The 25,644-nt window shown below is 37.5% G+C and carries 21 protein-coding genes and 1 rRNA gene; 19 read left to right on the top strand and 3 right to left on the bottom strand.

Annotation, left to right across the window (positions count from 1 at the left end; all coding sequences use genetic code 11):
* Positions 1–141: 141 nt before the first annotated feature.
* Both rrf and H561_RS24570 read left to right on the top strand, forming a co-directional pair.
* A 5S ribosomal RNA gene (gene rrf / locus H561_RS0118395) occupies positions 142–249 on the top strand.
* Between the two features lie 329 nt (positions 250–578).
* On the top strand, positions 579–752 hold the full coding sequence (locus H561_RS24570) for an ISAon1 family transposase N-terminal region protein (RefSeq protein WP_449384740.1): 174 nt from the start codon (positions 579–581) through the stop codon (positions 750–752).
* 655 nt (positions 753–1,407) lie between these two features.
* On the opposite strand, the gene H561_RS0118385 is transcribed toward H561_RS24570, so the two are convergent.
* The 3 genes from H561_RS0118385 to H561_RS0118375 form a co-directional block, all read right to left on the bottom strand.
* Positions 1,408–2,967: an Rne/Rng family ribonuclease gene (locus H561_RS0118385; RefSeq protein WP_027388330.1), complete on the bottom strand. Its 1,560-nt coding sequence runs from the start codon at positions 2,965–2,967 to the stop codon at positions 1,408–1,410.
* A gap of 361 nt (positions 2,968–3,328) precedes the next feature.
* Positions 3,329–3,619 carry an HU family DNA-binding protein gene (locus H561_RS0118380; RefSeq protein ID WP_027388329.1) on the bottom strand — a complete coding sequence of 97 codons (291 nt, stop codon included), beginning with the start codon at positions 3,617–3,619 and terminating at the stop codon, positions 3,329–3,331.
* 139 nt (positions 3,620–3,758) lie between these two features.
* Complete coding sequence (locus tag H561_RS0118375) at positions 3,759–4,430, bottom strand: response regulator transcription factor (protein WP_027388328.1); 672 nt, start codon at positions 4,428–4,430, stop codon at positions 3,759–3,761.
* Between the two features lie 175 nt (positions 4,431–4,605).
* On the opposite strand from H561_RS0118375, the gene tssO (H561_RS0118370) reads away from it, so the two are divergent.
* From tssO (H561_RS0118370) to polA, 17 genes are all read left to right on the top strand, one after another.
* Positions 4,606–5,142 (top strand): type VI secretion system TssO, encoded by a 537-nt coding sequence (gene tssO / locus H561_RS0118370; protein ID WP_027388327.1) that lies wholly within the window; start codon positions 4,606–4,608, stop codon positions 5,140–5,142.
* An 11-nt stretch (positions 5,143–5,153) separates the two neighbouring features.
* Complete coding sequence (gene tssO / locus H561_RS0118365) at positions 5,154–5,681, top strand: type VI secretion system TssO (RefSeq protein ID WP_027388326.1); 528 nt, start codon at positions 5,154–5,156, stop codon at positions 5,679–5,681.
* A 55-nt stretch (positions 5,682–5,736) separates the two neighbouring features.
* Positions 5,737–6,645 (top strand): PKD domain-containing protein, encoded by a 909-nt coding sequence (locus H561_RS0118360; protein ID WP_027388325.1) that lies wholly within the window; start codon positions 5,737–5,739, stop codon positions 6,643–6,645.
* 46 nt (positions 6,646–6,691) lie between these two features.
* Positions 6,692–9,091, top strand: a complete 2,400-nt coding sequence (tssR, locus tag H561_RS0118355) for a type VI secretion system protein TssR domain-containing protein (RefSeq protein WP_027388324.1) — start codon at positions 6,692–6,694, stop codon at positions 9,089–9,091.
* A 96-nt stretch (positions 9,092–9,187) separates the two neighbouring features.
* Entirely contained in the window at positions 9,188–9,691 is a 504-nt protein-coding gene (locus H561_RS0118350; RefSeq protein WP_027388323.1) for a DUF4280 domain-containing protein, read from the top strand.
* A gap of 18 nt (positions 9,692–9,709) precedes the next feature.
* Positions 9,710–11,881: a DUF5675 family protein gene (locus H561_RS23455; RefSeq protein ID WP_051349450.1), complete on the top strand. Its 2,172-nt coding sequence runs from the start codon at positions 9,710–9,712 to the stop codon at positions 11,879–11,881.
* Positions 11,874–13,124: an SH3 domain-containing protein gene (locus H561_RS0118340; RefSeq protein ID WP_027388321.1), complete on the top strand. Its 1,251-nt coding sequence runs from the start codon at positions 11,874–11,876 to the stop codon at positions 13,122–13,124. The genes H561_RS23455 and H561_RS0118340 overlap by 8 nt, the downstream gene beginning before the upstream one ends.
* A 16-nt stretch (positions 13,125–13,140) precedes the next feature.
* Positions 13,141–13,986: a hypothetical protein gene (locus tag H561_RS23450; protein ID WP_051349449.1), complete on the top strand. Its 846-nt coding sequence runs from the start codon at positions 13,141–13,143 to the stop codon at positions 13,984–13,986.
* Complete coding sequence (locus tag H561_RS0118330) at positions 13,983–14,372, top strand: hypothetical protein (protein ID WP_027388320.1); 390 nt, start codon at positions 13,983–13,985, stop codon at positions 14,370–14,372. The genes H561_RS23450 and H561_RS0118330 overlap by 4 nt, the downstream gene beginning before the upstream one ends.
* Positions 14,373–14,547: 175 nt before the next feature.
* Positions 14,548–15,504, top strand: coding sequence for a hypothetical protein (locus tag H561_RS0118325; RefSeq protein ID WP_027388319.1), 957 nt, complete (start codon positions 14,548–14,550; stop codon positions 15,502–15,504).
* A gap of 195 nt (positions 15,505–15,699) precedes the next feature.
* A complete protein-coding gene (gene tssD, locus H561_RS0118320; RefSeq protein ID WP_027388318.1) occupies positions 15,700–16,104 on the top strand; it encodes a type VI secretion system tube protein TssD in 405 nt (134 codons plus the stop codon).
* A 200-nt stretch (positions 16,105–16,304) separates the two neighbouring features.
* Positions 16,305–18,236 carry a type VI secretion system Vgr family protein gene (locus H561_RS0118315; RefSeq protein ID WP_027388317.1) on the top strand — a complete coding sequence of 644 codons (1,932 nt, stop codon included), beginning with the start codon at positions 16,305–16,307 and terminating at the stop codon, positions 18,234–18,236.
* Between the two features lie 2 nt (positions 18,237–18,238).
* Positions 18,239–19,855, top strand: coding sequence for a phospholipase effector Tle1 domain-containing protein (locus tag H561_RS0118310; RefSeq protein WP_027388316.1), 1,617 nt, complete (start codon positions 18,239–18,241; stop codon positions 19,853–19,855).
* A gap of 79 nt (positions 19,856–19,934) precedes the next feature.
* Positions 19,935–20,945, top strand: coding sequence for a DUF2931 family protein (locus tag H561_RS0118305; RefSeq protein WP_228372304.1), 1,011 nt, complete (start codon positions 19,935–19,937; stop codon positions 20,943–20,945).
* 519 nt (positions 20,946–21,464) lie between these two features.
* Positions 21,465–21,878: a type VI secretion system tube protein TssD gene (gene tssD / locus H561_RS0118295; protein WP_027388314.1), complete on the top strand. Its 414-nt coding sequence runs from the start codon at positions 21,465–21,467 to the stop codon at positions 21,876–21,878.
* Positions 21,879–22,103: 225 nt separating this feature from the next.
* The gene (locus H561_RS0118290) at positions 22,104–22,454 is read left to right on the top strand and encodes an Imm51 family immunity protein (protein ID WP_027388313.1); all 351 of its coding nucleotides are present in this window, start codon (positions 22,104–22,106) and stop codon (positions 22,452–22,454) included.
* 278 nt (positions 22,455–22,732) lie between these two features.
* On the top strand, positions 22,733–25,570 hold the full coding sequence (gene polA, locus H561_RS0118285) for a DNA polymerase I (protein WP_027388312.1): 2,838 nt from the start codon (positions 22,733–22,735) through the stop codon (positions 25,568–25,570).
* Positions 25,571–25,644: the final 74 nt, after the last annotated feature.

Here is a 25,644-nt window from a genome sequence, read left to right as displayed (position 1 = left end):
GTTCTTATAAGTGCATCAATGGTTTTGCCTTTGTGATGATATTTACCGATAAATTTGTAAAATGTAGATTGTAAAAAGTATGAATGATATAAGTCATTAATACCTGATACAACAATACATTCCTACACTATATACAACCTTTAGGGTGGTTTTAGCGGTGGGGCTCACCTGTTCCCATTCCGAACACAGAAGTTAAGCCCACCAGCGCCGATGGTACTGCGAAAGCGGGAGAGTAGGTCGCCGCCAGTCTTTATCTAAACCCCTCCTTCATCATCCGATGAAAGAGGGGTTTTTTTGTTATATATACATACTTTAACTCTAAGAAATATCTAGACTTAAACATCTATAGATCAATATATACAACCTGAGGCCTATACCATTATTGAGGATCAATTCCAAAACTTTAGGATAAAAGTAAAAATTAATAAGATATTACATGAGACAGAATTTCTTAAGTTATTCCTCCCTGAGGTTTTAATTGATCATTTTGAGCTTTTAAAATTTGAAGAAGAAAATGAGATATTACACCTCTATTTTGAGGAGAAAAATACAGTTCCGAAGGAGTCTTCTTCACTCATATTGTAGTCAAAAGATTTTGTTCCGGAAATACCCTGAAGCTCCACATCAGACGCAGAAGATGTACAGATACTAAAGCAGGAAACATCATTCAGAGAGATTGGAATCTCATTGCCCAAGGAACCCGTATGACACAAGATTTTGCGGAGTTCTTAAAAAAAATCAGCCGATACTAAAACCCTTCCCTGCAAAACTATTGGAGCAAAAGGTACATGCTGAAAGTTTTATTTTATACCCTGATCTCATAGCAACTCTCTTTAGATGAAGCTGCTCTTTCTGATGGTGAACTTTATACTGTTCTTACTTCCAAAAAATCAAAAGGCAGAAAGGTACTCTTATCGCTATTGTAAAAGGAACTCAGAATGATACCGTGGTTGGTATCTTTTAAAAATCAGCAGGAAATTAAGAAGGAAGGTCTAGTCAAATATTTTTCATTTTGATAAATTTTTTATGAAAATTATTTTTTAATATTTCCTATCATTTCTTTTGCTGTAAAATCTACCTAAGCTTTTAAAGTATTTTCATTAACCGTATGATCATCGAATTTGTTACTTTATACTGATGTTAAACATACACGTAGTTCAAACTAATGATAAAATTGTTTACACTGGTGTTTTTAAATGATTCTAACGGGTTTAGGGCTAGAGCTTAGCCAAAACCTATAAACAGATAAATCTTTAAATATTAATACCTTAAAAGAGAGACCCATAATTATCTGTAATATTTATTAAGAATTTAACTGAAAAGATGGTTAGTAATCAATAAAGGCAGAATAATTGAGGTATAAAACAAAAAACCTTCAGTTTATATCTGAAGGTTTTAAATTTTGTGTTAATTAGAATATCCGATCAATTCTTCTTTTTTTGAATTGTAAATTCTATATTCTAAATATTTGAAAGAATCTCTTGGGACCACGGTTACCCACTTTTTATACTTCATAAACCACTTCATTTGGATGCTGTTGAACCCTTTGGTAAGATAAGCTTCTACGAAAGGATGGACGTGAAGATAAAGCTTGCCTTTTTCTTTTTGCATAATGGTTCTCAGGGCATCGCCCATTCTCTCCACAATAACGATAGGAGCAACGATTTCTCCGTCTTTATTTGGATTTTCCTCTTTGGTATCGATCTGTTTTTCCGGACGGTTTCTTTGTCTGGTAATCTGTATCAGTCCGAATTTACTCGGTGGGAGAATTTTATGACGCGCTTTGTCACGGGTCATTTCATTTTTCAGATGTTCGTACAGATCTTTTCTGTGCTCAGGATTGGTCATGTCAATAAAGTCGATAACAATAATGCCTCCCATATCCCGGAGCCGAAGCTGTCTTGCGATCTCGGTGGCTGCCATCATGTTCACTTTAAGGGCATGCTCTTTATTTACAGCCGTACCAGTGGTAATATTGTTTCCTGAATTGACATCGACTACATGAAGTGCCTCCGTGTGTTCTATGACCAGATAAGCACCTTTTGAGCTCGGTATGTTAACGTGTTTTCCGAAACTCTGTTTAAGCTGTTTTTCAACATTATAATATTCCAGAAGAGGGATGTGGGAATTGTGGAAATGGACGATATTTTTCCTCTCCGGAGCAATCACTTCCACATAATTTTTCATTTCTTCAACCATCTGTTCGTCATCACAGGTGATGCTTACAAAATCCTGGTTGAAATTGTCTCTTAAAATTGCTGAAGCTTTGTCATCTTCACTTAAAACCCTGGACGGAACTTTATTTTTCTGGATATTTTTAAATGTGCTCTCCCATTTCTGGATCAGCTGATTCATGTCATTGTGAAGATCTGCGACTTTTTTTCCTTCTGCCACAGTTCTTATGATCACTCCGAATCCTTCAGGCTTAATACTCTCAATAAGTGTCCGTAATCTTTCTTTTTCTTCAAAGCTGTTCACTTTTTTGGAAATAGAAACCTTATTATCGAAAGGAATAAGAACCAAAAAGCGCCCTGTCAAGGAAATCTGCGTGGAAATTCTCGGTCCTTTTGTAGAAATCGGTTCTTTGGTTATCTGCAGTAAAACGAGGTCATCTTTTGCAATTACCTTTTCTACGGTTCCGTTCTTATTGATTTCGGGCTGGATTTCGAAATTTTTTAAGCTTGAAACGTTCTGTTGTTTGGAAATCGTGTCTTTTAAAAACTTTTTGTAAGTAAGATATTGCGGTCCCAGATCCTGATAATGCAGGAAAGCATCCTTTTCATATCCAATATTTACGAAAGCGGCATTAAGATTGGGTGCCAGCTTTTTTACCTTTCCGATAAACAGATCTCCAACTATAAAATCGCTTTTGTCCTCTTGCTCATGAAGTTCACATAGTCTTCCGTCTTCCAGCAGTACAATCTTTGTAAGATTATCTTCATGCGAAACTATTAGTTCTTTCTTCATTTTGTTGTAAGATAAAATTATTAAGATGACAGGAAACCGTTCTATTTTTCATCATATTAAATTTTATTATTAAGATATGAATTAGTATTGAATAGAACATGTATTTTTATAAAATATACATCTTTTTTTTCCGGGACATCTTATAGTTATAAAACAAATATAGTCGGTGAGCTTTTTAAAATTTAAAACCACCAACTATATCATGTATATTGTAATCTCAAGAAGAGAGATTATTTTTTCTTGTGTCTGTTTGCTCTTCTTCTTTTCTTTCTTTTGTGAGTTGCAACCTTGTGTCTTTTTCTTTTCTTTCCGCTTGGCATAATTATATTTTTTAGTAACTAGTTAATATTCAGTTAATGTTTTATTTTACGGTAACTTTCGTTTTTACTTTCTCCACAAAAGACTTTGATGGTTTGAAAGCGGGAATGTTGTGAGCAGGGATTTCAATGGCAGTATTTTTAGAGATATTTCTTCCCGTTTTGGCTGCTCTGGTTTTAATGATAAAAGATCCAAATCCTCTCAGGTAAACATTATCGCCATTATACATAGAAGTCCTGATTTCCTGCATAAAAGCCTCTACCACTTTCTGTGTCTCATTCTTTTCGGTTCCCAACTTATTTGAGATGGTGTTTACCAATTCTGCCTTTGTCATTTCCTTATTTTAATTTTAAATTTTAGGTGTGCAAATTTAGTTAAAAAAATTGAATATTAGCAAATTAGTGGCAAAATATTTTTTTATAAGAGGTTGAAAATTAATGTTTATTCTATGTTAATCCTAGATTAACTCACTTTTACATGCTGGAATTATAATATCCATGCTCCACACAGAAGCGGATCAGGTGAAGTTTCGTCTTAAGCCCCAGCTTTTCAGTAAGTCGGTTGATGTAGGTATCAATCGTTCTGGTGCTGAGATTCAGTTTTTCCCCGATCTCTTTATTGCTGAAGCCTTCATAACAGAATTTCATGAGCAAAATCTCAGTCGGGGAAAGCTCTTCCTGGCTTTTTTTCTGACGTTCCATATAGTCCAGCACTGCTAAAGGCTGCTGTTCCCATTCCCTGCTGTAACTGGCATAGTCAAAACCGTCTGAAGCTACTTTTCCCTTGAAAATATCTTTAATGATATTGCTTTTTTTCTGGCAATAATAGATATTCTGCAATTTGGTAAGGATTTCCGCCATATCTTCCTGATAGGTTCCCGAATATGTAATAATGGGGGTTTCCGTATTACTTTTCCGGATATACTTTATGGCTTCAATTCCACTGAGAATGGGCATAAAAAGTTCTATGATAAATACATCCTCCTGTCTTCTGTAATTTCTGCTGATCAGCTCATGCCCATTATTACAGTCATTAAGAAGTACGTGGAACGGATTTTCCGTAAGGGTTTTGATCAGTATTTTTTTAAAATAAAAATCACTGTCTGCTACAGAAAACCTCACGGTATTAGTTAATATTTTACTCACTTTAATATCGATTTGGCGAATGATGATTAAAATTCAGATCACTAAATTATGAAAATAAGCCGAAAACTAAAATTAATCTTGCTATAATTGAAAAATAGTGAAAAATGACTGAATACTTAATTTTGTACATCAATTATTTTTTTATAATTTCACAAACCAAACAAATCACACATCTATGTCTTCGAACAGGGACAAAAAATTAAACAAAGCGGACGTACGGACAGGCATCTGGAAGTTTATTCTGTCATTTATCATGTTATCAGGTGTTTCTTTCATCTGTATCTTTTTCTTTTTCAAAAGTTACGATATCCAGCGCCAAGGAATCAAAAAGGAAGCAGATAGATATCGTGATCTCCTCGTCAAAAGCGACCTGCTGCGGACTCATGTAGACAGTATTCTTTATCGGATGGACCAGCTTGATATCAACAAGGTGAGCAATGATAATATTTTACGGAATTATATTATGGATAATATACAGGATGCTAAAAATATCATGGGGGAGGACAGTGCGAATAATTTCAAGCATTATTCTATACTGATGAAACAGATTGGTCCGATGATGACTCTTAAAAACCAGATTATCACTGTTTCTTATAAAGAACAAAGTGCCTTACGGGAACTGAGTGAATGCCAAGGAAAAATAGGCTTTATGAACAAAGAACTACGCGTAGACCCTACCAGGAAATTTACAGGCACCAGACGCAGAAGATAAAAACGAAAACCATGCAGGGACAAATTACACTATCAAAAAAGGAAAGGCATTATCAGTTTTTATATCTGATCCTAATGCTTATCGCAGCGCTTCTTTTTCTTGGAATTATTTTTTTAAAGGGTTTTCAATCGCCTTTTGAAGATGAAGATATTATTTCCGTACAGAATCTTGACGAAAAAGTAAAATTCGACCAAAAGCAGAAACTGTCATATAAGATGTTAGACAGTACATTTTCCATGATTAACAGACTGGAAGACCAGCCTCCTGAACCTTTTGTGGAAAATAATATCCAATATGGAATTAACGATGTTGCCAACTATTTTCAGTCTGGAGACAACATCAGTGATATCCGTAAAAATGCTTACCCGCAGATCGCAAAATTTTATAAAATGTATTTCAATGATAAAAGAATTATTTCAAATAAAACTGAAAATATAAAAAATTTGAAAAAACAGTCTGATGAATGCGCCATCAGTTTTAAAGAGAAAAAAGGTCAGCTTTTCCAAAAAGAGACCATGCTGAATTCACAAAATGAATAATCAGTATTTCACTAAGAAAATATTATATAAAAAACATATCACACAATAATTAACTATGAATTACTTTCAGAAAAACAAGAAGAACATTATTATCGGTGTTATTGCCACGTTGCTCATAGCGGCACTGGTAGCATTGTGGATGCAGAAGAAAGTGATACAGTCCTCCGATGATATTGTGGGGAATGTAAACCCGTCTACTATTGCAGTTGGCGATACCCTTCGGTTTGAAGATATGACGCCGTCCGCCAAAACAAGAAAATGGAATTTCGGAGACGGAAGCACTTCAGATAAAAGCAAAGGGATTCATTTTTACTCAAGACCTGGGTATTATCAGATAACATTGATTATCGATAATAAATATTCAAAATCTTTTCCGGTAATGGTCTCTGCAAGAAGTCTTCCTAAAACCAATGACAGCATTAAGATCAAAACCATAATTGAGGGGCCTTCTGAAGCTGTACAGTATATTAAAGTACAGTTCCGGGCCGTTTCCGATGCCGATCAGTTTACTTGGAAATTCGGGGAAACCGGAAATATTGATTCTAAAGAAAAACTGGCGTTTTATGCTTATCAGAAACCGGGCGATTATGTGGTTACGCTTTATACGAATGAAAATGAAGAACCTATTCTTCACCATATCAAAATTACTCCCGCTTATGACGACCTGAAAGAAGAAGTAAGCGTAGAAGATGTTTATGCAAAAATTGATGATGATTTCAAAAGACACCTTCAGCAGATTGCCTACGGAAACGATTTCAATTCGCATTACAATTATTTACTGAAAACTTATTTGTGCAATAATGAAAACACGGTAGTTAAAGTAAGCGACAGTAAAGTAAATAATTTTTACATGTACTGTGCAGGTCTTCAGTTCGATAAGAATACAATCATCCAGACTGTAAAAGTGAATTTTGATGACACACAAAATTGCGTAACCAAAGTCGACATTAACCAAAGCAAATAATTCTGTCCTGTTTCCAGGGCTTTACCAATCATAAAAGATCAATAGGATGAAAAACAAATTTCCTCTAGCAGCATATTACATCGGCGTTTCGGTATTGCTGACAGCATGTCAGGTAAAATTGCCGTCAAAAAGAACCCCGGAGCCGTCACAATACGGGCAGGTTGAAAATTCTACCGTTGTCAATGGATTTCCCAAAAAATCAGTGCCGTGGATCGCAATTTCAGACCGGTCCAGAAATACGGCTTATTTAGATAAAAATGATGAAAAATCATACAAGGAAGTTAAGTTTTTAGAGCCTTTAATGGTTCTGAAACACCGGGACGGAATGGTAAAAGTAGCAGTATATGTTCCTGATGCTCTGATGAAAAAAGTATCATCAAAACAGATTAAGACATACGGCTGGATTCCGGAATCAGATCTGCTTCTTTGGAATAATGCTTTAAAAAGCGAAAAAACGGGATTCCCTGTTAAAGTGGCTGTAGTGCCGAACAACAGTGAAGTGATCAGAAGTTCTGAAAGGTATTATAAGAACGATTCCATCATGGTTTTTAATTCACCCAGTCTCATTGAGGAGGCAAATGTGAAAATTCCTAACGGCCAGATTGTTTACATTTACAAACAGGCTGAAAACAACAAGAGATTTCTGATAGGGAAAAAACCTTCCGTAGATATAGACAGCATCAGCACAAACCTGTATGGCTGGGTAAGTTCGAATGTGATTTCATCATGGGGCGAGCGTTCGGCAGTTAAAATGAAAAATACCACAGGTATTGCAGAAACTTCTTTGGGAATTCGCGAAGGATATCCCGGCGGAAATGAAGCCGAAAACAAAACGGCTGTTTTCCTGACAGATGTCAACAAGAGAACACCGCTTGAAAATATTTTCCCAGTGAGCCTGCCATTGCATGAACCGCCGGCCCCAGACTCGAAGACTAAGTATTTCACAAACATATTGGATTATAGTAAGAATTTTGTTTTCAATGTTTTAGGGGGATCTATTGAGTTTGGCCGCTACAAAGAGATTACGGAAAGAGATAAAAAACTTAATATTGTTTTTGCATTAGACATCAGTGCTTCCAACGCACCGTATGCCCCGATTGTAAAATCTCTGCTTCAGGATCTGCAGCTCAGATTCGAAAAGCCTTCTTACTTCAACCAGGTGAAATACGGAGTGGTCTTGTATAAAAACAATTCTTGCGGAGACAATGTGGCTGTTTCAAATTTAAGTACGGATTATAATAAAATCACAACATTCATTGATCAGAAGACCAATGAAATGAGTTGTCCGAGCAACAGCGGTTACCAGCCGGTGAATGAAGGTTTAACAGCTGCTGGAGACCTTTTGTCGAATGTACCTGATGAAACCAATATTGTCGTAACGGTAGGGACTTCTGCAAACCAAAGCGGAAATATGTACGGCGTTATTAATTCTTTGACACAGGCTCAGGCACGCTTAATTATGTTCCAGACCAGTGCAAAATCATCTGATACCTATAACGATTTTGTTTTAATGGCAGAAAATGTGGTAACCAATACAGCAAAAAATATCGCCGAATTAAAAAAACAGAAAATCATCAAACAGGATCAGGTCCTGACTAAGAATAATTTTAATCTTGTTGAAGGTGATGAAGGTTTCTTCTCTTTGGATTATCCTAAACAAAGCATGGCTCAGGGGTTTGTTATTTTCCCTAAAAAAGGGGATATCGCCGCTCCAGGATATCTTAAAAAATCAGTCGACAGCCTGATTGCTCAGGTGACACTGGATAATACAACTATAGACAAATCTTTAGATGAATATTTCCATTCAACAGTAGGAGCAGGAAAAACAGATGTCGATTTAAAGTATAAATATCTGTATCCGGGCCTTACAAATCCGGTACCGGCCGGGATTGCCGCACAGCTGATCAATTATGGAAATCCGTTTCTGGTGAAAGGCCATATTCCTAAAGATTTGAAAGATTATAAACCCGGTCTGGAAAAAGGAATTCTGATTTCTGAAACAGAATATGATAATCTGAAGCTATTCTACACAGAAGTTTATCAGAAGACAGGCGCCGAAAGATTGGATTTTAAGCAGGCAAGAGCTGTTAATGAATATATAAAGCTCCTGAAGAAATATAATCCGACCCTGCAATTCCTTGATAAAAGCGAATTGTACAAGCAGCCGATGGCTTATGCAGTAGGAGTGAGTACCGGGTTTGATGTCACTGAAGAAGAACTAATGTCTAAATATATGCTGAAGGGCTGGAAAAAGCCTAAAGTTGTGACTAATGAAACCGTAAGGACGTACTTCCGTTATTACAAAACTCTTGCAGACAGGATGCTGACCCACAGAAATGATCCGGCAGTGAAGATTGAGCAAAACGGTCAAACGTTTTATTGGCTGAATGAATACTTTATGCCGACCCTGCTGCCCACCGAGCAGCCGGAATATACTCAACATTAATATCTTATCATATCAGAAAGCGAAAATTTATTTTCGCTTTTTTTATTTTTTTAAGGTAAATTTTTTATCTTTGGTAGTAACCCAAATTACAGTATTATGTCACAGCAATCATCACCTCATGAAGGCAGACACTTTGTTGTACAAAAAGGCAAAGCCCAGTGCAACCAGGGTGACCAGTTCCCTCATTATAAAGTTACTTCCCACCAGAAACATTTTTGGAATGACTCTGACGGCAATTCTGATTTCCTTGGCGTTACGGAAGATGATCTTCAGTTCAATCCTTCCGGCCCAAGTTTCGGAAAATGTAAACTGAAGCCTTCGTCAGGCGGAAATTTACCCTGTTCTTATGCACCGGCCGGAAAATGGCAGAAGACCTATGATAAAGTAAAAATAACGGATAAGAAGATCGTAACGGAAGTTTCCGAGCTGTTATGTACCGTTGGGGGCAAAATTACCGTCAAAGACCATGGACAGCGCGGACAGATGAGTAAAAAAAATGTGAAAAATGCCGACAATAAAATGGTACAGCATATCAATCCGCTGGTGAACATGCAGGATTTTAAAGAGACTGTGTTCGAAAGTGAGCTGGATGCTTATTAATCTTAAAAAATACTTTCCATGTCGAAAAAAGGAGTTTCAAAAATAGCAGGAAATCCTACACCGAAAGTAGGAGAGAAAACCTTGTATACCATTACAGACTGGTATCCTTCAACGCCCGAAAGCGATAGAAACCCGGCTTTGGTAACCTGGGAATTATTTAAAAAGCGTTCCGACGGAAGCTTTACCACAACCAACATCAGGAAAAAAGGCGACGGGAGTTTTACTTTCGGTGAAGTGGCTTCAAAAAATACCTACCGTCTCGAAGCATATCTGCATGAACCGGAAGGAGCGGGTGCTACAACCATAGATATTACACCGCAGCCGACAGAAATTCCTAAAATCAATAAAGTCGAGCTTTTGTATGTAGATGATTCTAAAGGAACCATATTCAGCTATACGGAAAAACTGGTTGCTAAAGCACAGTGCGTAAATTTGGCGAATAAAAAACTGGTTTTTACCCTTTGGGAAGATGATGTTACAGGAGACGGACATACTGCTAAAAATCTTTTTGTCGACAGTAAAGAAGCGATCGTTGACAGAGCCGGAATAGCTACCGCTGAATTTGTTTTAACAAAGGCTTTAATGCAGAAAGCTTTACAGGGGGAAAGAGATCCTAAAGAATTGGAGTTTTATGTCACGGTAGAATACTACAAAAATAAAAAGCATGCTACCGGAAATATCGACGTTAAAAACCCTGACTACAGACCGCCGGCGGCACCCAAACCTTCCGCCCCGCCAAAGAACAGTACTCCGTCACAGCCTTCGAAAACACCTCCCAAAGCTAACGGTTCGCCGGCTGCTCAAAAGCCTCCGTCCCAAAAAGAAGAAAAGGGCATTATGAATTCTATGACAGAATCCGTAAGAAACAAATGGAATGAACTCTGGGACTGGGTAGAATCCAAAGGCACTGTAAAACCGGATCAGAAACCTACAGCACAGAAACCTGGAGGGAAGACGGTGAGTGTGGTTGAACAAACTCCTAGACAAGCTTCTGATAAAAAAGGTAAATGTTTTTGTAACAGAGATTTTACTTCTGATGAATTTGAAAAAATTATTCATGGATTAAGAGACAGTGAAACACGGGTTAAAAAAGACAGTGGTTATGCTCTATTTGCAGCAGACAACTGTACATTACCGGAAACAGATAAAACGATAGAAAAATTAAGAGCCCAGATTAATAGCTTATTTACTAAATACGAAATTACTACCTGCTTAAGGAAATTGCATTTTTTAGCTCAGGTTTACCATGAAACAGACCGTTTGAGAACAACTTTAGAATATGCTACCAATAAAGACTACAAGCCCTATTTCGGCAGGGGATTAATGCAATTGACTTGGGAAAGTAATTATAAAATTTATAAAGCTTATACAGGGATAGATTTTGTAAAAGATTATAAAAAAATAGAGAATAACCTATTTAATGCTTGTGATTCTGCAGGTTGGTATTGGAAACAAGGGAAAGTTCTAGGTGTTGGAAAAAGATGGAAGGGACCAGCTGATCCTCCTGCATATGTAAAAATTCATAAGCCTGATTATCCTAAGGAAACAATTACTTACCATGATGGCAAAGATACAAAGAAATATGGAACTGTAAATTTAGGATTAATTGCAGACGATGATAAAGTAGACTTGATCAGTTATTTAGTAAATGGGGGATCAAACGGCTTACAGGAAAGAAGAAATTATGTAATCACATTAAAAAATATATTTAAATATCCTCAGGATTGTGTAAACAGAGATAAGAAAAAGGCAACTAGCACTTCAGGTCCTTCATCATCTGTCACTATAAGGTTAACAAGGAAATGGCAAACTGATAATTCTACCATAGGAGAATTCACCATTGATAATACAGATATTAAAGGATTCATTCTTGAAGAGAAAGGTCCTGATACTACAGTTTCAGGAATTGAACAAAGGGTTCCGGTTGGGACTTACAATTTGGAATGGCACGCTGGAACTAAGATTAAAAAAGGCTTGAAGTTATATAATGATGTGGTTTCCAAATCAAGAGCCATTTTGATACATTCTGGAAATACTGCAGGCGATACAGAAGGTTGTTTATTACCTGGATCTACAAAATCAAAAGATTTCGTAGGAGGCAGTAAAGCTAAACTTAAGGAAATTTTTGACCATGTGGAAGAAATCGGTATAAAAGATGCAAAAATAATTATTTCACAAAATTATGAATAAAATAGTATTCCTATTATTGATATTTTTATTTTCATGTAAGAGTCCATCACAAGAAAATAAATCTGAAAACATAAAAGTATCTGTACCATCTTTAGAAAAAGCTTTTTCTATAAAGGATGAAGCAGCTTTTTTAGACAGTTTCCCCCAAAATTTTTTAGATTTTAAAAATACATTTGGTTGGAATGATAAAACAGATATTGCAGAACCGCTCTATAAAAATTCGAATGAATATATTGATTATTGGTTTTTACTGATTCAAAAACCTAAATATAAAATGTATGAACATCAGATTATAAATATTTCGAAAGGAGGTGTTTGGCAAGCAGATGCTGTAGGATACTTTCAGAATCGTGCATTAGATTATATTAAAGAAAATAAGAAATATACTCTTATTAATGCTTTATCAAAGAGTGATGCAAAATCCGTATTGTCGTTTCTATTTGATAGTCATATAAAAATTGACCCTGATTTTCTTTCACACCTGAATAAAGATAAGCAAGAGATTGTAGAAGATATAATATCAAAAGACATCTCCTCCGAAAAGAAAAGAGGAACTTTTAAAACGTATGAGAATAATAAAAACTATTTTATCAAAACCTTTGATGTCGACAAAGATGGCATTGCAGATAAGATTGTAAGCAGCGTAGTCTACCAGGGAGAAGATTTGTTTGTGTTTTTAGGGAATAAAAAAGGGACGTATGATTTGTCCCTGGAGACCACAAATTTTTCTGAAGACGGAGGAAATATTATTAAAGCGATTTCTGAGATTCCCGGAAATAAAGGACTGAAAATTACTACTTATTTTCCGGACCGGGGATTCTATGAAAAAGAATACAGCATTGTTCCTGATGGCAATTCATGGATACTTAAGAACATAATATATAAAACAATATCGGATGCTTCTGAAAATGCTGTAAAATATATTTGCGAGGTAAGCCAGAATATTGATATCACAAAATCAGGATGGTCAGAGAAGTTGAATCCTATCCCTGCAGAAGCGGATAGAAGCAAGAAATGCAGAACCGAACCGGTGGATCATCTGAAGATAAGACAATATCAAATTCAGGATCCTGACGGATTTACCAATCTTAGAAAAGCGCAAAATACATCTTCACCGGTCCTGCAGAAGATAAATTCAGGCGAAAATGTTGAGGTACTGAATCGTTCAGGCGACTGGTTCCTGATAAAAACAAGCACTGGAAACAGAGGATATGTGCATAAAAGCAGAGTGAAAACGAATTAACACAATAAACGCAAAAATGAAAAAGCGGGCTGAATTGTATTTTTCCATACTGAAAAATTGTTTAAAAGATAGCACGGTATTTCGTCAAAAGAACGTGAGGGAAAATATAAAATCATTGTTGCCGTTTTTTATTTTAATACTGTTTTCCTGTAAAGGCGAACCCGTTAAAAAAGAAATGATCAGTACCTTCATTCATCAGGAAAACCTTACCGGTGGCTCTGCAAATCAAACTGCTGATAATTGTTATGATTATTTAACGGAATTGGTCAGGAGCAGTAATTTTCCCTTTTCAGAATGGAAAATACATAAAAATAAAGTACATCTTTTGATAGATGACGATAATAATGGAATCATCTCAGCCAAACTTTTTTATGATACCGAAGGAACAGGTACTATCGGATGGATAGAATATCATAAACAAGAAGGTAAGTTATTTAATACCTCTGCCAATCTTGATCGTCCTATTGAATTACAATATGATTTAAAACGGAAAGGTTTATTTGATTCGTGCCTTTCTAAAAAGCAGGACCAACATCTTTCTCATGAAGATAGGATGAAGGATGTTCATGAATCTTTTGTAATAAGCTGTGGTTCGGGATGTGCCATGACTTATACTCCAGAGAGTGTAACAGGGAATTTTCCTGATATTCAGGTTAAATTCAGGGTGGAAATATATATTGATGAACAATTGACGGATACTTATGATGAAGTTTATATATTTTCCTACGACAATTTAAATCAAATAAAAAATGTACATCCTGAAGGCAAAAATGAAAATGTTTTAGAAACATTATTGCCAAGTGCGCAGAAGTCATTCAGAGATTTTGGAAACCGGCTGGCTCGGAAAAAAAGTAAAATATGAAATCCGTACTGTTCTTTTTTATTGTTTTAAGCAATTTTTTTTTGCCGGAAAATCATAACCAAACTAATGAAAGAGATTGGATTGGGAGTTATTTTTTTTCTGCACGCAACAGAGAGGCTCTGGAAACAAGTTTTAATATCCAGATTATAAAATTCGATAATATTACAGTAAAATACATAAGTGACGGAGAAAAACTACAGATATATAAAAATGTTAAAGCCCAACTTATACAAAAAAATAAATTAAGCATCCTTTTTAATCCTCAAAATGAAGAAATGGGAATGATCTATGTTGAAAAAAACGGGAATGATTTTTATATATCAGGAGGCCCAATATACTTTATAAATCCCGGAAATAATGAATTTCCTTTAAAAAAGACAGATTAGTAACAAAACGATATTGAATCCAACCTGAAACACCAATAAATGAAATCTCTAATCCTGATCTTTTTATTCATTTTCAGTTGTAAAGAAAACAAGACTGAAGCTGTATATAAAGACAAAACTATTTTGTAAAATAAAATTTTTGGATTAATTTGGTGTAAGCCAAAAACAAAACCATATGACCGTTCATTTTATTCTTTCCGGGGAAACATTGGAAAGCATATCTGAAGAAATTAATCTTGAAAACCCAAAGTACCTTAAAGAATTCCATAATTTACATTGTGCCCGGGAAGATATGATAGATAACGGACTTACTCCCGGGAAAAAACTGCTGCTTCCTGATCTTAACATCATTAATGAATACAACCGCAGAAATGATGCGCCTTTTAAAGATTCAAAATTAAATCCGGATATTCCCTTTTTTCCTGAAGGGTTCAGTAAAATATATACGGTTACCATTACTGAAATTGAGAAAAATCTATTGGAAAGGAAGAGCAACGTTCTTACCTGTACGGTTTCAGTGAAATGGATCAGAAGAGAAGGGACTTCCCATGTTTTTCATGTATTTAAAAATAATTTTTCCGATGCACACGGAAGTATGATGTCTGATGTTGCCTCAGCGTCAATCCGTGCCCTTAATCCTTTCGTGATCAGAACAGATAATAAAGGAGAAATCATAACAATCGAGCTGAATGAAAATGCAGCTCATAATTTCCGGCCTATAAAAGACCGATTAATCGACCTGTTCCCCGATCCGTATGCCGGACAGTACCTTGATGAATTTGAATCGGCGGTGATGAGCGGAGATGTGTTTGACAGGAGAATGAAAGAGGATATTTTTATGAAAATATATTTTGCACCCTTAAGAAATGAATTCAAAAACGGTAAGTCTTTCCTAACCCAATCTGTCGGAGTCGGAGAGGAAATTATTCCTGTCGGACTCGTACAGAAAGTAGAAAGGTGGGATGATCCTGGAGAAATTGTATTCCGGCAGAATGAAACAGCTGATCAGGAAATCGTTTTTAACGGAAAATATACTGTTTTGCCTGAAACAGGCTTGGTAAAAAAAGCTGAGGTCAGATATACCCTAATTCAGGAGGATGTTACAACCTCTACTCATATTACCATTGAATAAGGCCACAGGGTTTTTCCGGGAAGGTATATTAAGGTTAAGACTACATCTTATGTCGTAGAATTACGACATTAAATCGTAGAATTACTACAAAAAATAAAATTGTTATTTAAATAATTCCGGATTTGAAAATTCCGTTTTATCTTTGTTATACAATCATCGAATCACAAAATATTATTAACAATTAAATTTACAATCATGGCAGCAAATTCAAGAGGAATCTTAAAATTCAACGGCGGTGAAGGACAGAAATTATTAAAGCTGAACTACAGTGTATCAAGATCTACGGATGTATCCGGGAGAGTGGCATCAGACCCTTCCAACGCACTGATCAAACTTACCATAGAAGCAACAGAAAAATCAGACATCCTGGAAAGTTTACTGAACGGTAAATACAAGCCTACGACAGGAGAAATCACATTCAACAAGTCTCACGAAGAAGGTACGTTGATTACTTTGACTTGGGAAAACGGATATGTGATCCAGCATGAAGTAGACTTTGATGCAGTAGATGAAAACAGTATGCTGATCAGTTTTATCGTAAGTGCGGAAACTATTAACTACGGTAATTCTGCTTACGATGGACTTTGGCCGTCAGCCTAAAAAAAAATTAACTTTTAGTATTGAAAGACATACAAAAGGTAAAGACTGCCCTTCAATGGCAGTCTTTTTTCGTTTGTTTAAATTGTTATGAACTTTGTATAAGGCTTTAAACAATTTGCCAAACAATCAAATAGATATAAATTTAAAATAACTGTTTGAATAATTTTTTTTAACTTTACTTATACCACAATCACAAAATTATGTCAACTACAACTGAAAATAGGCAGGGGGCAAATTTTCGCCCGTCTGAGAATGCCGATGGCATTTCAGAAAGTCACCATGCAGGAATTAACAGGTTGGTGAAGCTTTCTCTTGTAATCGAGGGAAAAGTAATCAAATACTACAAACATTTTACCTTAACCCAAAGCACAAAGCACCATCATGAATTCAGCGTTATGCTGGCTCATGATGCACTGGGCAACCGCCAGACCCATACGCTGGAAGAAGCCAATAGGTTTTTAGGCAAACGCTTGACTGCAGTAATCTCCTATAAAGACATTGAAGCAAGCCCGGAAAGGACATTTGTAGGCGTGATCACAGATGTTGGTTTCAGCCAGGAAAAGATGAGCCTCGGAAATATTATTTTAACCGGATACAGTCCGACCATTTTACTGGACGGTGCGCCTCATGTCCAGAGTTTTGGCGGCGAATCGCCTGTAAATATGGGGATTATTGCCAATGAGGTGATTAAGCAGGGGATTGACAACCGTTTTGATATCCGGGTCGATACCAATGACTATTCCCAGATTATCTACAGCAGCCAGTACGACGAAACCCATTACAATTATCTGGCAAGAATGGCTGAAGCCTATGGCGAGCAGTTTTATTACGACGGTGAAGTGCTTCATTTCGGAAAACTTCCGCCTCAGAACAAACCGATTAAACTGACCTACGGAAGCAGTGCCAATGATATCAGGGTTCATCTGAAAGCCGTTCATATAAAGCCTCAGTTTTACGGGTATAACAGCAGTAAAAATGAGAAGCTGACTTCAGGGGAAACTCCTGTTCAGCACGTGGGTGAGCTGGCCAAAACAGCCTATGCACATAACAATTCCATTTATAAAACCCCGGCCTTACAGGTGGCTCCGGTTAAGGCATCTACCCATCTGGATGTAGAATATTCTCAGAAAAGTGCAGCGGGAAGCCAGGCAGTCAATGTATTTTTATTATCCGGGGCTACCACGGTTCCGTTTTTGCATCCGGGCTGTGTAGTGGATGTGCAGATGCGTAAACCGGATACCAATGAATCTTCCTACTTTACAAGGGTTATGATTACTGAAGTTTCCCACGAAATCGATACCATCGGGCATTACAGCGGACAATTCGAAGGGATTGCTTCCGATACGGGGTTCTTGCCGAAACCTGACTTCACCGTTCCTAAAGCCGAGCCTCAGATCGCCACGGTGATCTCCAATACAGATCCGGAAGGCCAGGGCAGGGTACAGGTAAGGTTTGACTGGCAGACAAACGACACCACCCATTTTATCAGATTGATGAGTCCGGATGCGGGAGGCACTGATCAGGTAAACCAGAACAGAGGCTATGTGGCCATACCGGAAGTCGGGGACCAGGTCATGGTGAATTTTGTACACAGCCATCCTGACCGTCCTTTTGTCATGGGCGGCATGTTCCACGGCGGAGTAGGCCTTGGCGGCGGAGTGGACAACCGGGTGAAATCCATTCAGACCAGAAGCGGCCATAGGATCGTTTTTACGGAGGATGAAAGCATTGTGATTACGGATAAATCAGGGAATGAGATTCATCTGGATACCACGGGAAGCAATATCACGATCACGGCTCCCGAAACCATGACGCTGAACTGCAGGAATATGAATATCAACGTTGCAGAAAACATGATAACGAATGTCGGGATGAATAAATCCGATACCGTTATGGTTAATCATACCGAAAGTGTGGGTTCTATGAAATACCTGTCAACCGGTGCTGATTTTATGACCAATGTGGTCGGGAAGATGAGCCACTACGTAAAAGGGGATATGGAAGTATACGGTGAAAAGGAACATAAACTGACCTCTCTGAAGGGAGTTGAGGTGAACAGTGAAGGCAAGGTAGAGCACCACGCAGAAAAAGAAGTTCAGAACAACAGTGGCGAGAAGTCTAAAAATCACTAGTCATGAGCATCGAGTATTTTGTAGAAGGGAAAACGGTCACCCATACGGGAGGGGATTACAGAACCTACGCTAAAGAAGAAATCAGTCACAACAGTGCCGTTTCAGTGGAGCAGAATGGGAATCAAACCGGGGTAAGTTATAACCCGGCTCAGAAAATAAATCCCAATGACAAGCCTGTCAATACCATTGATGTTACCCTAAACCTTTTTTTCGACGGAACCCAGAATAATAAGACTAATACACAAGCAGGAAGATCTCATGAAAATTCTAACCACGAAGATGACAGTTATACCAATGATTATTCTAACGTTGCCAGAGGATATGATGCGATAGACCCAAATGCCGACAATCAAGTGTCTTGGTATATAGAAGGCATTGGAACCGAAGATTTACAAAGTGAATCCATACCATTTACTACAAAGCCCAATAATGCAGGAATACCTTTCGGAACAGGAGCCAGAGGAGTGCCTGCTAAGGTAACCAGAGGCTGTACAAAAGGGGCTGAAGCTCTCAGCAGATATGCTGGTAAAGATATTCATCTGAAAATAAATGTATATGGATTTAGCCGCGGTGCAACGGCAGCCCGACATTTTGTTCATATGGCAACTCAGCCTGCAAGAGTATTGAGAATTAATAATGAAAAAGGTATGGCTTTGGCTCCTTATGATGACTCTGATAATCGTATTGAAGTAAAACTTGATGACCCGTTGATTATACAGCATGGCTATTTTGGAGCCTGTTTAATAGCAAATAAAATTACGCCCAAAACTGTCAGTTTTAATTTTGTAGGTTTATATGATACGGTAGCTGCATATGGAATGGATCACAGAGGAAAAGAAGTAGCAGGGGTAAGTCTTATAGATGGAGATACGGCACAGTTAGGTTTAGATGCTGTTAAAAAAGCTTATTTTATCCTACAGCTGGCAGCAGATGATGAGCATCGTGATAATTTCGATTTAACCAATATTAAAAGATCCGGAGTAAAAGGTCTGGAGTTTACTTTACCAGGCGTACATTCTGATATAGGAGGCTGCTATGTGGAAATGGCAGAGGAAACGGTAGACCTATACAAAGAAGAGGGAAGTGGGGAAGAATGCAAAAGGTTTCGTAAAATACTGATTGAGGAAGGATGGTATAATGATGATACTAAAGAGATTTGGATAGAAAGACTTGCCCCACATGTTCACGGAGTAGATGCTAGATTCATTCTAAAAGGAAAGCGTAGGCTTCATAATGCATATGATAAAGTCTCTTTAAATGCCATGTTCCATTATTCAAAACAGTTTGATGTAAAGTATGATACTTCTCTTATAGAAAATCATAAAATAACGGATGCTTTTTTAAGCAGAATTTATAACCAGATTCTTGGCTACATGAATGCCTGCACGAATTTGAGGAATGATTATATTGGAAATTATAATAAAACCGGATCTTCAGGAGATTACGTTGAAAAAATAAAGAAAATCTATTATGAGGACTTTACCGATCCTAATGATCTCAAAATGCTTCGGAACCGGTATCTTCATTGGTCAGCCAGCGTAACCAAATTGGGATTGGGGCCAAGAGTTGGCAAAGTAACTGATGCTAAGGACCGCAAAAGAAATATACAGGATGGATAACGTAAAGAAAACAATTAAAAGATTACTGCAGTATACAATTTGTTTTATACTCTGTATTAATCTGATACACTGTCAGAAAATGAAAGAAGAAAAATTAGCATTTCAGGTAGAAATAAGTTCTCCGGCTACACAATATAGGGTAGAGCCTGTCTTTGATAAAATTAAAACCTTGGAAGGGATACATGCAGGTTTGCCTTATGGCGGTTCTTCCGGCAACTGGGGAGATTCGGGTAAAGGCTGGACAGATCAATATGGTACTCCCATAGGGGCAGATATCACCTATTATTCAAGATATGAAGACCAATTTTATCATCTGAATATAGATTTTCCTGTGGATACTATAAAAGACTATATGGAAAGAGCATATGCAAGATGGGACGATTTAGAAGGCGAAACCAAAAAATATAAAAGACTGGGCAGAGGCTATAAAGCGAAAAACGGGAAAAATGCTTATGATAGCTTTAGTGGTCTTGTTTTCGGTTTTGCTCCGAAAGGTATGGTGGTGGTGTGGCTGAACTTTGGTCTAACCCGTATAGAACTGGGACGTTACCAAGCAACAATTATTAATGATAAAGCAACAATTGCAAAAGCCAGAGAAAAATATATGCAGATGTACCGCATCAGTCCGGAACGTTATGAAGAGGCCAGAAAACAATTGGCTATGCCTGGGGCTTCTCCGAAAGAATGGGATGATTACAGGCAGCATTATACCTGGCGTCCTGTAGTAACTTCAGAAAATCCAAAATTCCGTCTGTTTGAGGTGTTGAACTATACTTATAATGGAGAAAAAGAAAGCACTTTGCGGCCCTGGGTGCTTAATATTCCCTACAAGAAAAGGGCTGTACCAAAAGAAATGGTATTCTTTTGGGAAACAGGTAAAGCAAAAAATGAAAAATTCAATGCAAGAGCTTTTTTCAACTGGACAGAAATGAATGAAGCTTTTGACAGGGCCGGAGATAAAATAGATCTTCAGGTAAAGATAGCCTCTGATAACAGTTTCATACAGCTTTTCCTGAATGGTCAGCCGCTGAAGATTGACAGTATCCGTATCTATCAATGGGAGGGGGATTACAAAGAGGGTTATAAATAGATTAATTCTGAAATGAGTTTTTATACAATTGTAGTATTTCCGGGGAACTTACACAACCACAGCATAGAATCATGATTAATAATCAGCCGGTACCGGCAGACAGTATCAGAGTCTATAAAAATAATTTCAGATTAAGGAGCCTTACAAATAATATGAATATCCATTCAGAAATGCCGGGAGATACAAAGCGAAAAAATTCAAAAACTGAATTTTTAAATAATGAAGGATAGAATAGCCAAATCTCATTAAATGCAGAATAAATTAAAAACGTATTTTTCATTCCGTGTTGACTTTCTTGTTATTTTGAATTATTAAAAATTAAATATATGATTATCAATAGTTTAATTTTGAAAAAATTTCTAAAGTCGTAGAACTACTACACCCAATCGTAGAATTACTACAAAAAATGAGATTGATGTATAAATAGTTTCATAATAAAAAAAGGAGGTCTATCTTTGAATCAATAAATCATACAAAATATACCAAATCACAAAATATTAACGATTTAAATTTACAATTATGGCAGCAAATTCAAGAGGAATCTTAAAATTCAACGGCGGTGAAGGACAAAAATTATTAAAACTGAACTACAGCGTATCAAGATCTACGGATGTATCCGGGAGAGTAGCTTCAGATCCTTCCAATGCAATTATTAAAGTTACGGTAGAGGCAACTGAAAAATCAGACATCCTTGAGAGTTTACTGAACGGTAAATACAAGCCGACCACCGGTGAAATCACATTCAACAAGTCTCATGAAGAAGGTACATTGATTACTCTGAATTGGAATAACGGATATGTAATCCAGCACGAAGTAGACTTCGATGCGGTAGATGAAAACAGTATGCTGATCAGTTTTATCGTAAGTGCTGAAACCATAGACTACGGTACTTCCAATTACCAGGGGCTTTGGCCAGGTGGCAGCAGTAACTAATCCTGCGGAAAATCATTCCAATAGCAATACATTCATAACAGAACAGTTCATCTCATACAGAGCGAACTGTTCTGTTTTTGTTTTTTTAGGAAACGGTTGCAGAAAGATAATCTGAAATATAAAAAGCAAATAACAAACTCATAAAAGAGTTAAGAAATGTTATAATATGGCAGGTCAAAAAAGAAATTTATTATCTTTATGAATCAATCAAAATAATAAAACAGTATGGAAGCCTACAATTTTGAAACAGCAATTAAGCCCTTTTTTTGGGTAGCTTCAGAAAAAACTTTTTCAGTATGTTTAAATGCAGGAATGTATAAACCCGAAATTTTTGAGTGGAGAAAAGATGAAGGTTTTGAAGGCAACGGATATGATTGGGTATCTTTGGCAAAAGTTTTTGTAGAAGAAAAAAGGCCTGATCTGTCAGAGGAAATTAAATTTGATCCCGAAGCGGATATGTTCTGTGCCTATTCATCAAATCCGGAAATCCTGAAAGAATTTATAACAGACTTTAAAAAAACATGCGAGGACGAAATACAGATTCAGGATTTATTTTTAAAAGCAGAACTGGATTAAAAAATGACACATCAGACTTCAAAAATGAAGTCTTTTTTTATTACCGTGCAGAAATGAATAAAAATCCCTAAGGCATACTGCAATAAACATTCTGTTTACACTTTATGAAGTCAGTGCTTAGTTTAATACAACATCAGATTTTCACATGAATCCTTTCAAAACTTCAATACAAATTTCTTATCACACTTCCTGTTAGATAAACTGTTAAATCCATTTCCATCGAAGGTAGTTTCGGGAAAAAGAAAACTAATTTCTTATATTTGTTCTTTATGAAAAATATGGACGCGACACAAGATAAAAGGCTATTTCTTATTGATGCCTATGCAATGATTTTCAGAGGATATTATGCACTGATCAGGAACCCGAGGCTTACCAGTAAAGGGCTGGATACTTCTGCGATTTTCGGATTCAGCAATTCCCTGATTGAGCTCATCAGAAGAGAAAGGCCATCCCATCTGGCGGTTGTTTTTGATGTAGGGGAAGCCAGCATCAGAACCGTGGATTTTCTTGAGTATAAAGCGAACAGGAGCGAAACACCGGAAGCAATTAAGGCAGCCATCCCATATATTCACAGGATTCTGCAGGCGATGCATATCCCTATTTTGGGTGTGCCGGGCTATGAAGCGGATGATGTGATCGGAACCATTGCCTGTAAAGCTGAAAAAGAAGGCTATACCACTTTTATGGTAACCCCGGATAAAGATTTTGCCCAGTTGGTGACGGATAAAATTAAAATATACAAGCCGGGACTGAAAGGAAGCGAAGTGGAAATTCTCGGTGTTGAAGAAATAAAAGCCAAATACCAGATCGAAAACCCGAAACAGGTAATCGATTTTCTTGCGATGATGGGCGATTCCGTGGATAATATTCCGGGGCTTGAAGGGGTAGGTGAAAAGACCGCTATGAAATTCCTTAAAGAATACGGAAATATTGAAACCCTTTTAGCCAATACCCACGAACTCAAAGGAAAACTGAAAGAAAAAGTGGAGGCATCCGCAGAGAGAGGAATTTTGTCTAAAAAATTAGCTACTATTATCTGTGATGTACCGGTGGAATTCCATCAGGAACAATATGACCTTGATACTCCCGATTTTGAAAAAGTAAAAGAGGTTTTCGATGAAATTGAATTCAGAAGGCTCTATGAAAACCTGTACAGGGCTTTTGCACCGGCTGCAACCGGAACTGCTGTATCGGCAGAAGCGGAAATCAAAGCAGCGGAAACTCCTCAGCAGAAAGTAGCCCAAGCCGTGGGTCAGCTGGATCTTTTTGCCACTTATGAAGAACTGGAGCAGGAAACGGCTACAAAATCCACCATTGAGCACAACGACCACCTGTACCAGTTTGTTGATAATCCGAAGGCCCAGAAGATGCTGGTGAATAACCTACTTAAACAAAAGGTAGTATGTTTTGATACAGAAACCACTTCACTCAATGAGCTGGAAGCCGAACTGGTAGGAATGAGTTTTTCTTATAAAAAAGGGCTGGCGTACTATATTCCTTTACCGGAGGATCAGAGTGAAGTTTTACAGACCCTGGAAATTTTCAGGCCGTTTTTTGAGAAAGAAGACCTGGTAAAAGTCGCCCACAATTTAAAATTTGATTACAAAATCCTTCAGCGGTACCATATTACCGTAAAAGGCGCCATGTTCGATACCATGATCGCGCATTACCTTCTGAATCCGGACGGAAGGCATGGAATGGATTACCTTTCAGAAATGTACTTGAGCTATAAACCCGTTTCCATTGAAACCATCATCGGCAAAAAAGGGAAAAACCAAGGTAATTTCAGGGATGCGGATCTCAGGACACAGACAGATTACGCTGCGGAGGATGCCGATGTAACTTTTCAGCTGTATGAATTGTTTGCGCCGCAGCTGAAAAAGGAAAACCTGGAAGATCTCTTCTTTAACATAGAAATGCCTTTAATGGAAGTTTTGGCTAAAATGGAACTCGCCGGGATTTCACTCGATGAAAAATGGCTGGCCCAGGAAAGCATTGACCTTGAAAATGATCTAAGGCAGCTGGAATCAAAGATTTTTGAGCTTTCCGGGGAAGAATTCAATATGAACTCACCCAAACAGCTGGGAGAAATCCTGTTTGAAAAAATGGAACTGGACCCGAAAGCAAAAAAAACCAAAACCGGCCAGTATGCCACTTCGGAAGATATTCTTCAGAAACTGTCTTCAAAACACGAAATCATCAAGCATATCCTGGAATACAGGACCTATCAGAAATTAAAATCGACGTATGTCGATGCACTGCCGTCACAGATTGAAAAGACGGATAACCGCGTACATACGAATTTCTCGCAGACCACCGCTGCAACAGGGCGTCTGGCAAGCGTGAATCCCAACCTTCAGAATATCCCGATCCGGACGCTGAGAGGACAGCAGATCCGTGGAGCGTTTGTTGCCGGAGAAGGGAAAAAGATCATTTCTGCCGATTATTCACAGATCGAACTTCGTTTGATTGCCGAAATTTCCGGTGAGGAAAACATGATCAAAGCGTTTCAGGACGGAGAAGATATTCACGCTTCTACCGCAGCCAGGTTATTTAATATTCCATTGGAAGAAGTTTCCAAAACCCAGAGAGGACAGGCAAAAACCGTGAACTTCGGGATCCTCTACGGCCAGGGTGCTTTTGCATTGGCTGAACAGACGGGATTGTCCAGAAGCGAAGCCAAGCAGATGATCGAAGCCTATTTTGCCACCTATCCTAATTTAAAGGAATATATGGCGGAACAGGTAAAAAAAGCACGCGAAATCGGGTATGTGGAAACCATTTTAGGAAGGAAACGTCATTTAAAAGATATTAATTCCGGAAATTTTGTGGTAAGGGGACATGCCGAAAGAAACGCGGTAAATGCACCGATACAGGGAAGTGCCGCAGACGTGGTGAAAATGGCCATGATTAAAATTCAGAAAGAACTGGAAAAAGAAAAACTGCAGACCAGAATGCTGCTGCAGGTTCATGACGAATTGGTCTTCGAATCTCCGGTTGATGAGGTAGCACTTGCTACCAATATTATTAAAATGGAAATGGAAGCCGCCATTGAAACCCGGGTTCCGTTGCTGGTTGAGGTGGGCGTAGGGGACAACTGGCTGGAAGCACATTAAGTTAATAACCTTAAAATAGAAATAACAAAACTTTCATTGATTAGTGAAAGTTTTGTTATTTCTATTTCTCAAGA

This window comes from Chryseobacterium gregarium DSM 19109, assembly GCF_000430845.1.
Classification (GTDB): Bacteria; Bacteroidota; Bacteroidia; order Flavobacteriales; family Weeksellaceae; genus Chryseobacterium; species Chryseobacterium gregarium.
This window is presented reverse-complemented; position numbering and strand designations above follow the sequence as displayed.

Coding starts and splice junctions, on each gene's coding strand:
- H561_RS0118385 (WP_027388330.1), bottom strand. CDS start 2,967: ATGAAGAAAGAACTAATAGTTTCGCATGAAGATAATCTTACAAAGATT.
- H561_RS0118380 (WP_027388329.1), bottom strand. CDS start 3,619: ATGACAAAGGCAGAATTGGTAAACACCATCTCAAATAAGTTGGGAACC.
- tssO (WP_027388327.1), top strand. CDS start 4,606: ATGTCTTCGAACAGGGACAAAAAATTAAACAAAGCGGACGTACGGACA.
- tssO (WP_027388326.1), top strand. CDS start 5,154: ATGCAGGGACAAATTACACTATCAAAAAAGGAAAGGCATTATCAGTTT.
- H561_RS0118360 (WP_027388325.1), top strand. CDS start 5,737: ATGAATTACTTTCAGAAAAACAAGAAGAACATTATTATCGGTGTTATT.
- tssR (WP_027388324.1), top strand. CDS start 6,692: ATGAAAAACAAATTTCCTCTAGCAGCATATTACATCGGCGTTTCGGTA.
- H561_RS0118350 (WP_027388323.1), top strand. CDS start 9,188: ATGTCACAGCAATCATCACCTCATGAAGGCAGACACTTTGTTGTACAA.
- H561_RS23455 (WP_051349450.1), top strand. CDS start 9,710: ATGTCGAAAAAAGGAGTTTCAAAAATAGCAGGAAATCCTACACCGAAA.
- H561_RS0118340 (WP_027388321.1), top strand. CDS start 11,874: ATGAATAAAATAGTATTCCTATTATTGATATTTTTATTTTCATGTAAG.
- H561_RS23450 (WP_051349449.1), top strand. CDS start 13,141: ATGAAAAAGCGGGCTGAATTGTATTTTTCCATACTGAAAAATTGTTTA.
- H561_RS0118330 (WP_027388320.1), top strand. CDS start 13,983: ATGAAATCCGTACTGTTCTTTTTTATTGTTTTAAGCAATTTTTTTTTG.
- H561_RS0118325 (WP_027388319.1), top strand. CDS start 14,548: ATGACCGTTCATTTTATTCTTTCCGGGGAAACATTGGAAAGCATATCT.
- tssD (WP_027388318.1), top strand. CDS start 15,700: ATGGCAGCAAATTCAAGAGGAATCTTAAAATTCAACGGCGGTGAAGGA.
- H561_RS0118315 (WP_027388317.1), top strand. CDS start 16,305: ATGTCAACTACAACTGAAAATAGGCAGGGGGCAAATTTTCGCCCGTCT.
- H561_RS0118310 (WP_027388316.1), top strand. CDS start 18,239: ATGAGCATCGAGTATTTTGTAGAAGGGAAAACGGTCACCCATACGGGA.
- H561_RS0118305 (WP_228372304.1), top strand. CDS start 19,935: ATGAAAGAAGAAAAATTAGCATTTCAGGTAGAAATAAGTTCTCCGGCT.
- tssD (WP_027388314.1), top strand. CDS start 21,465: ATGGCAGCAAATTCAAGAGGAATCTTAAAATTCAACGGCGGTGAAGGA.
- H561_RS0118290 (WP_027388313.1), top strand. CDS start 22,104: ATGGAAGCCTACAATTTTGAAACAGCAATTAAGCCCTTTTTTTGGGTA.
- polA (WP_027388312.1), top strand. CDS start 22,733: ATGGACGCGACACAAGATAAAAGGCTATTTCTTATTGATGCCTATGCA.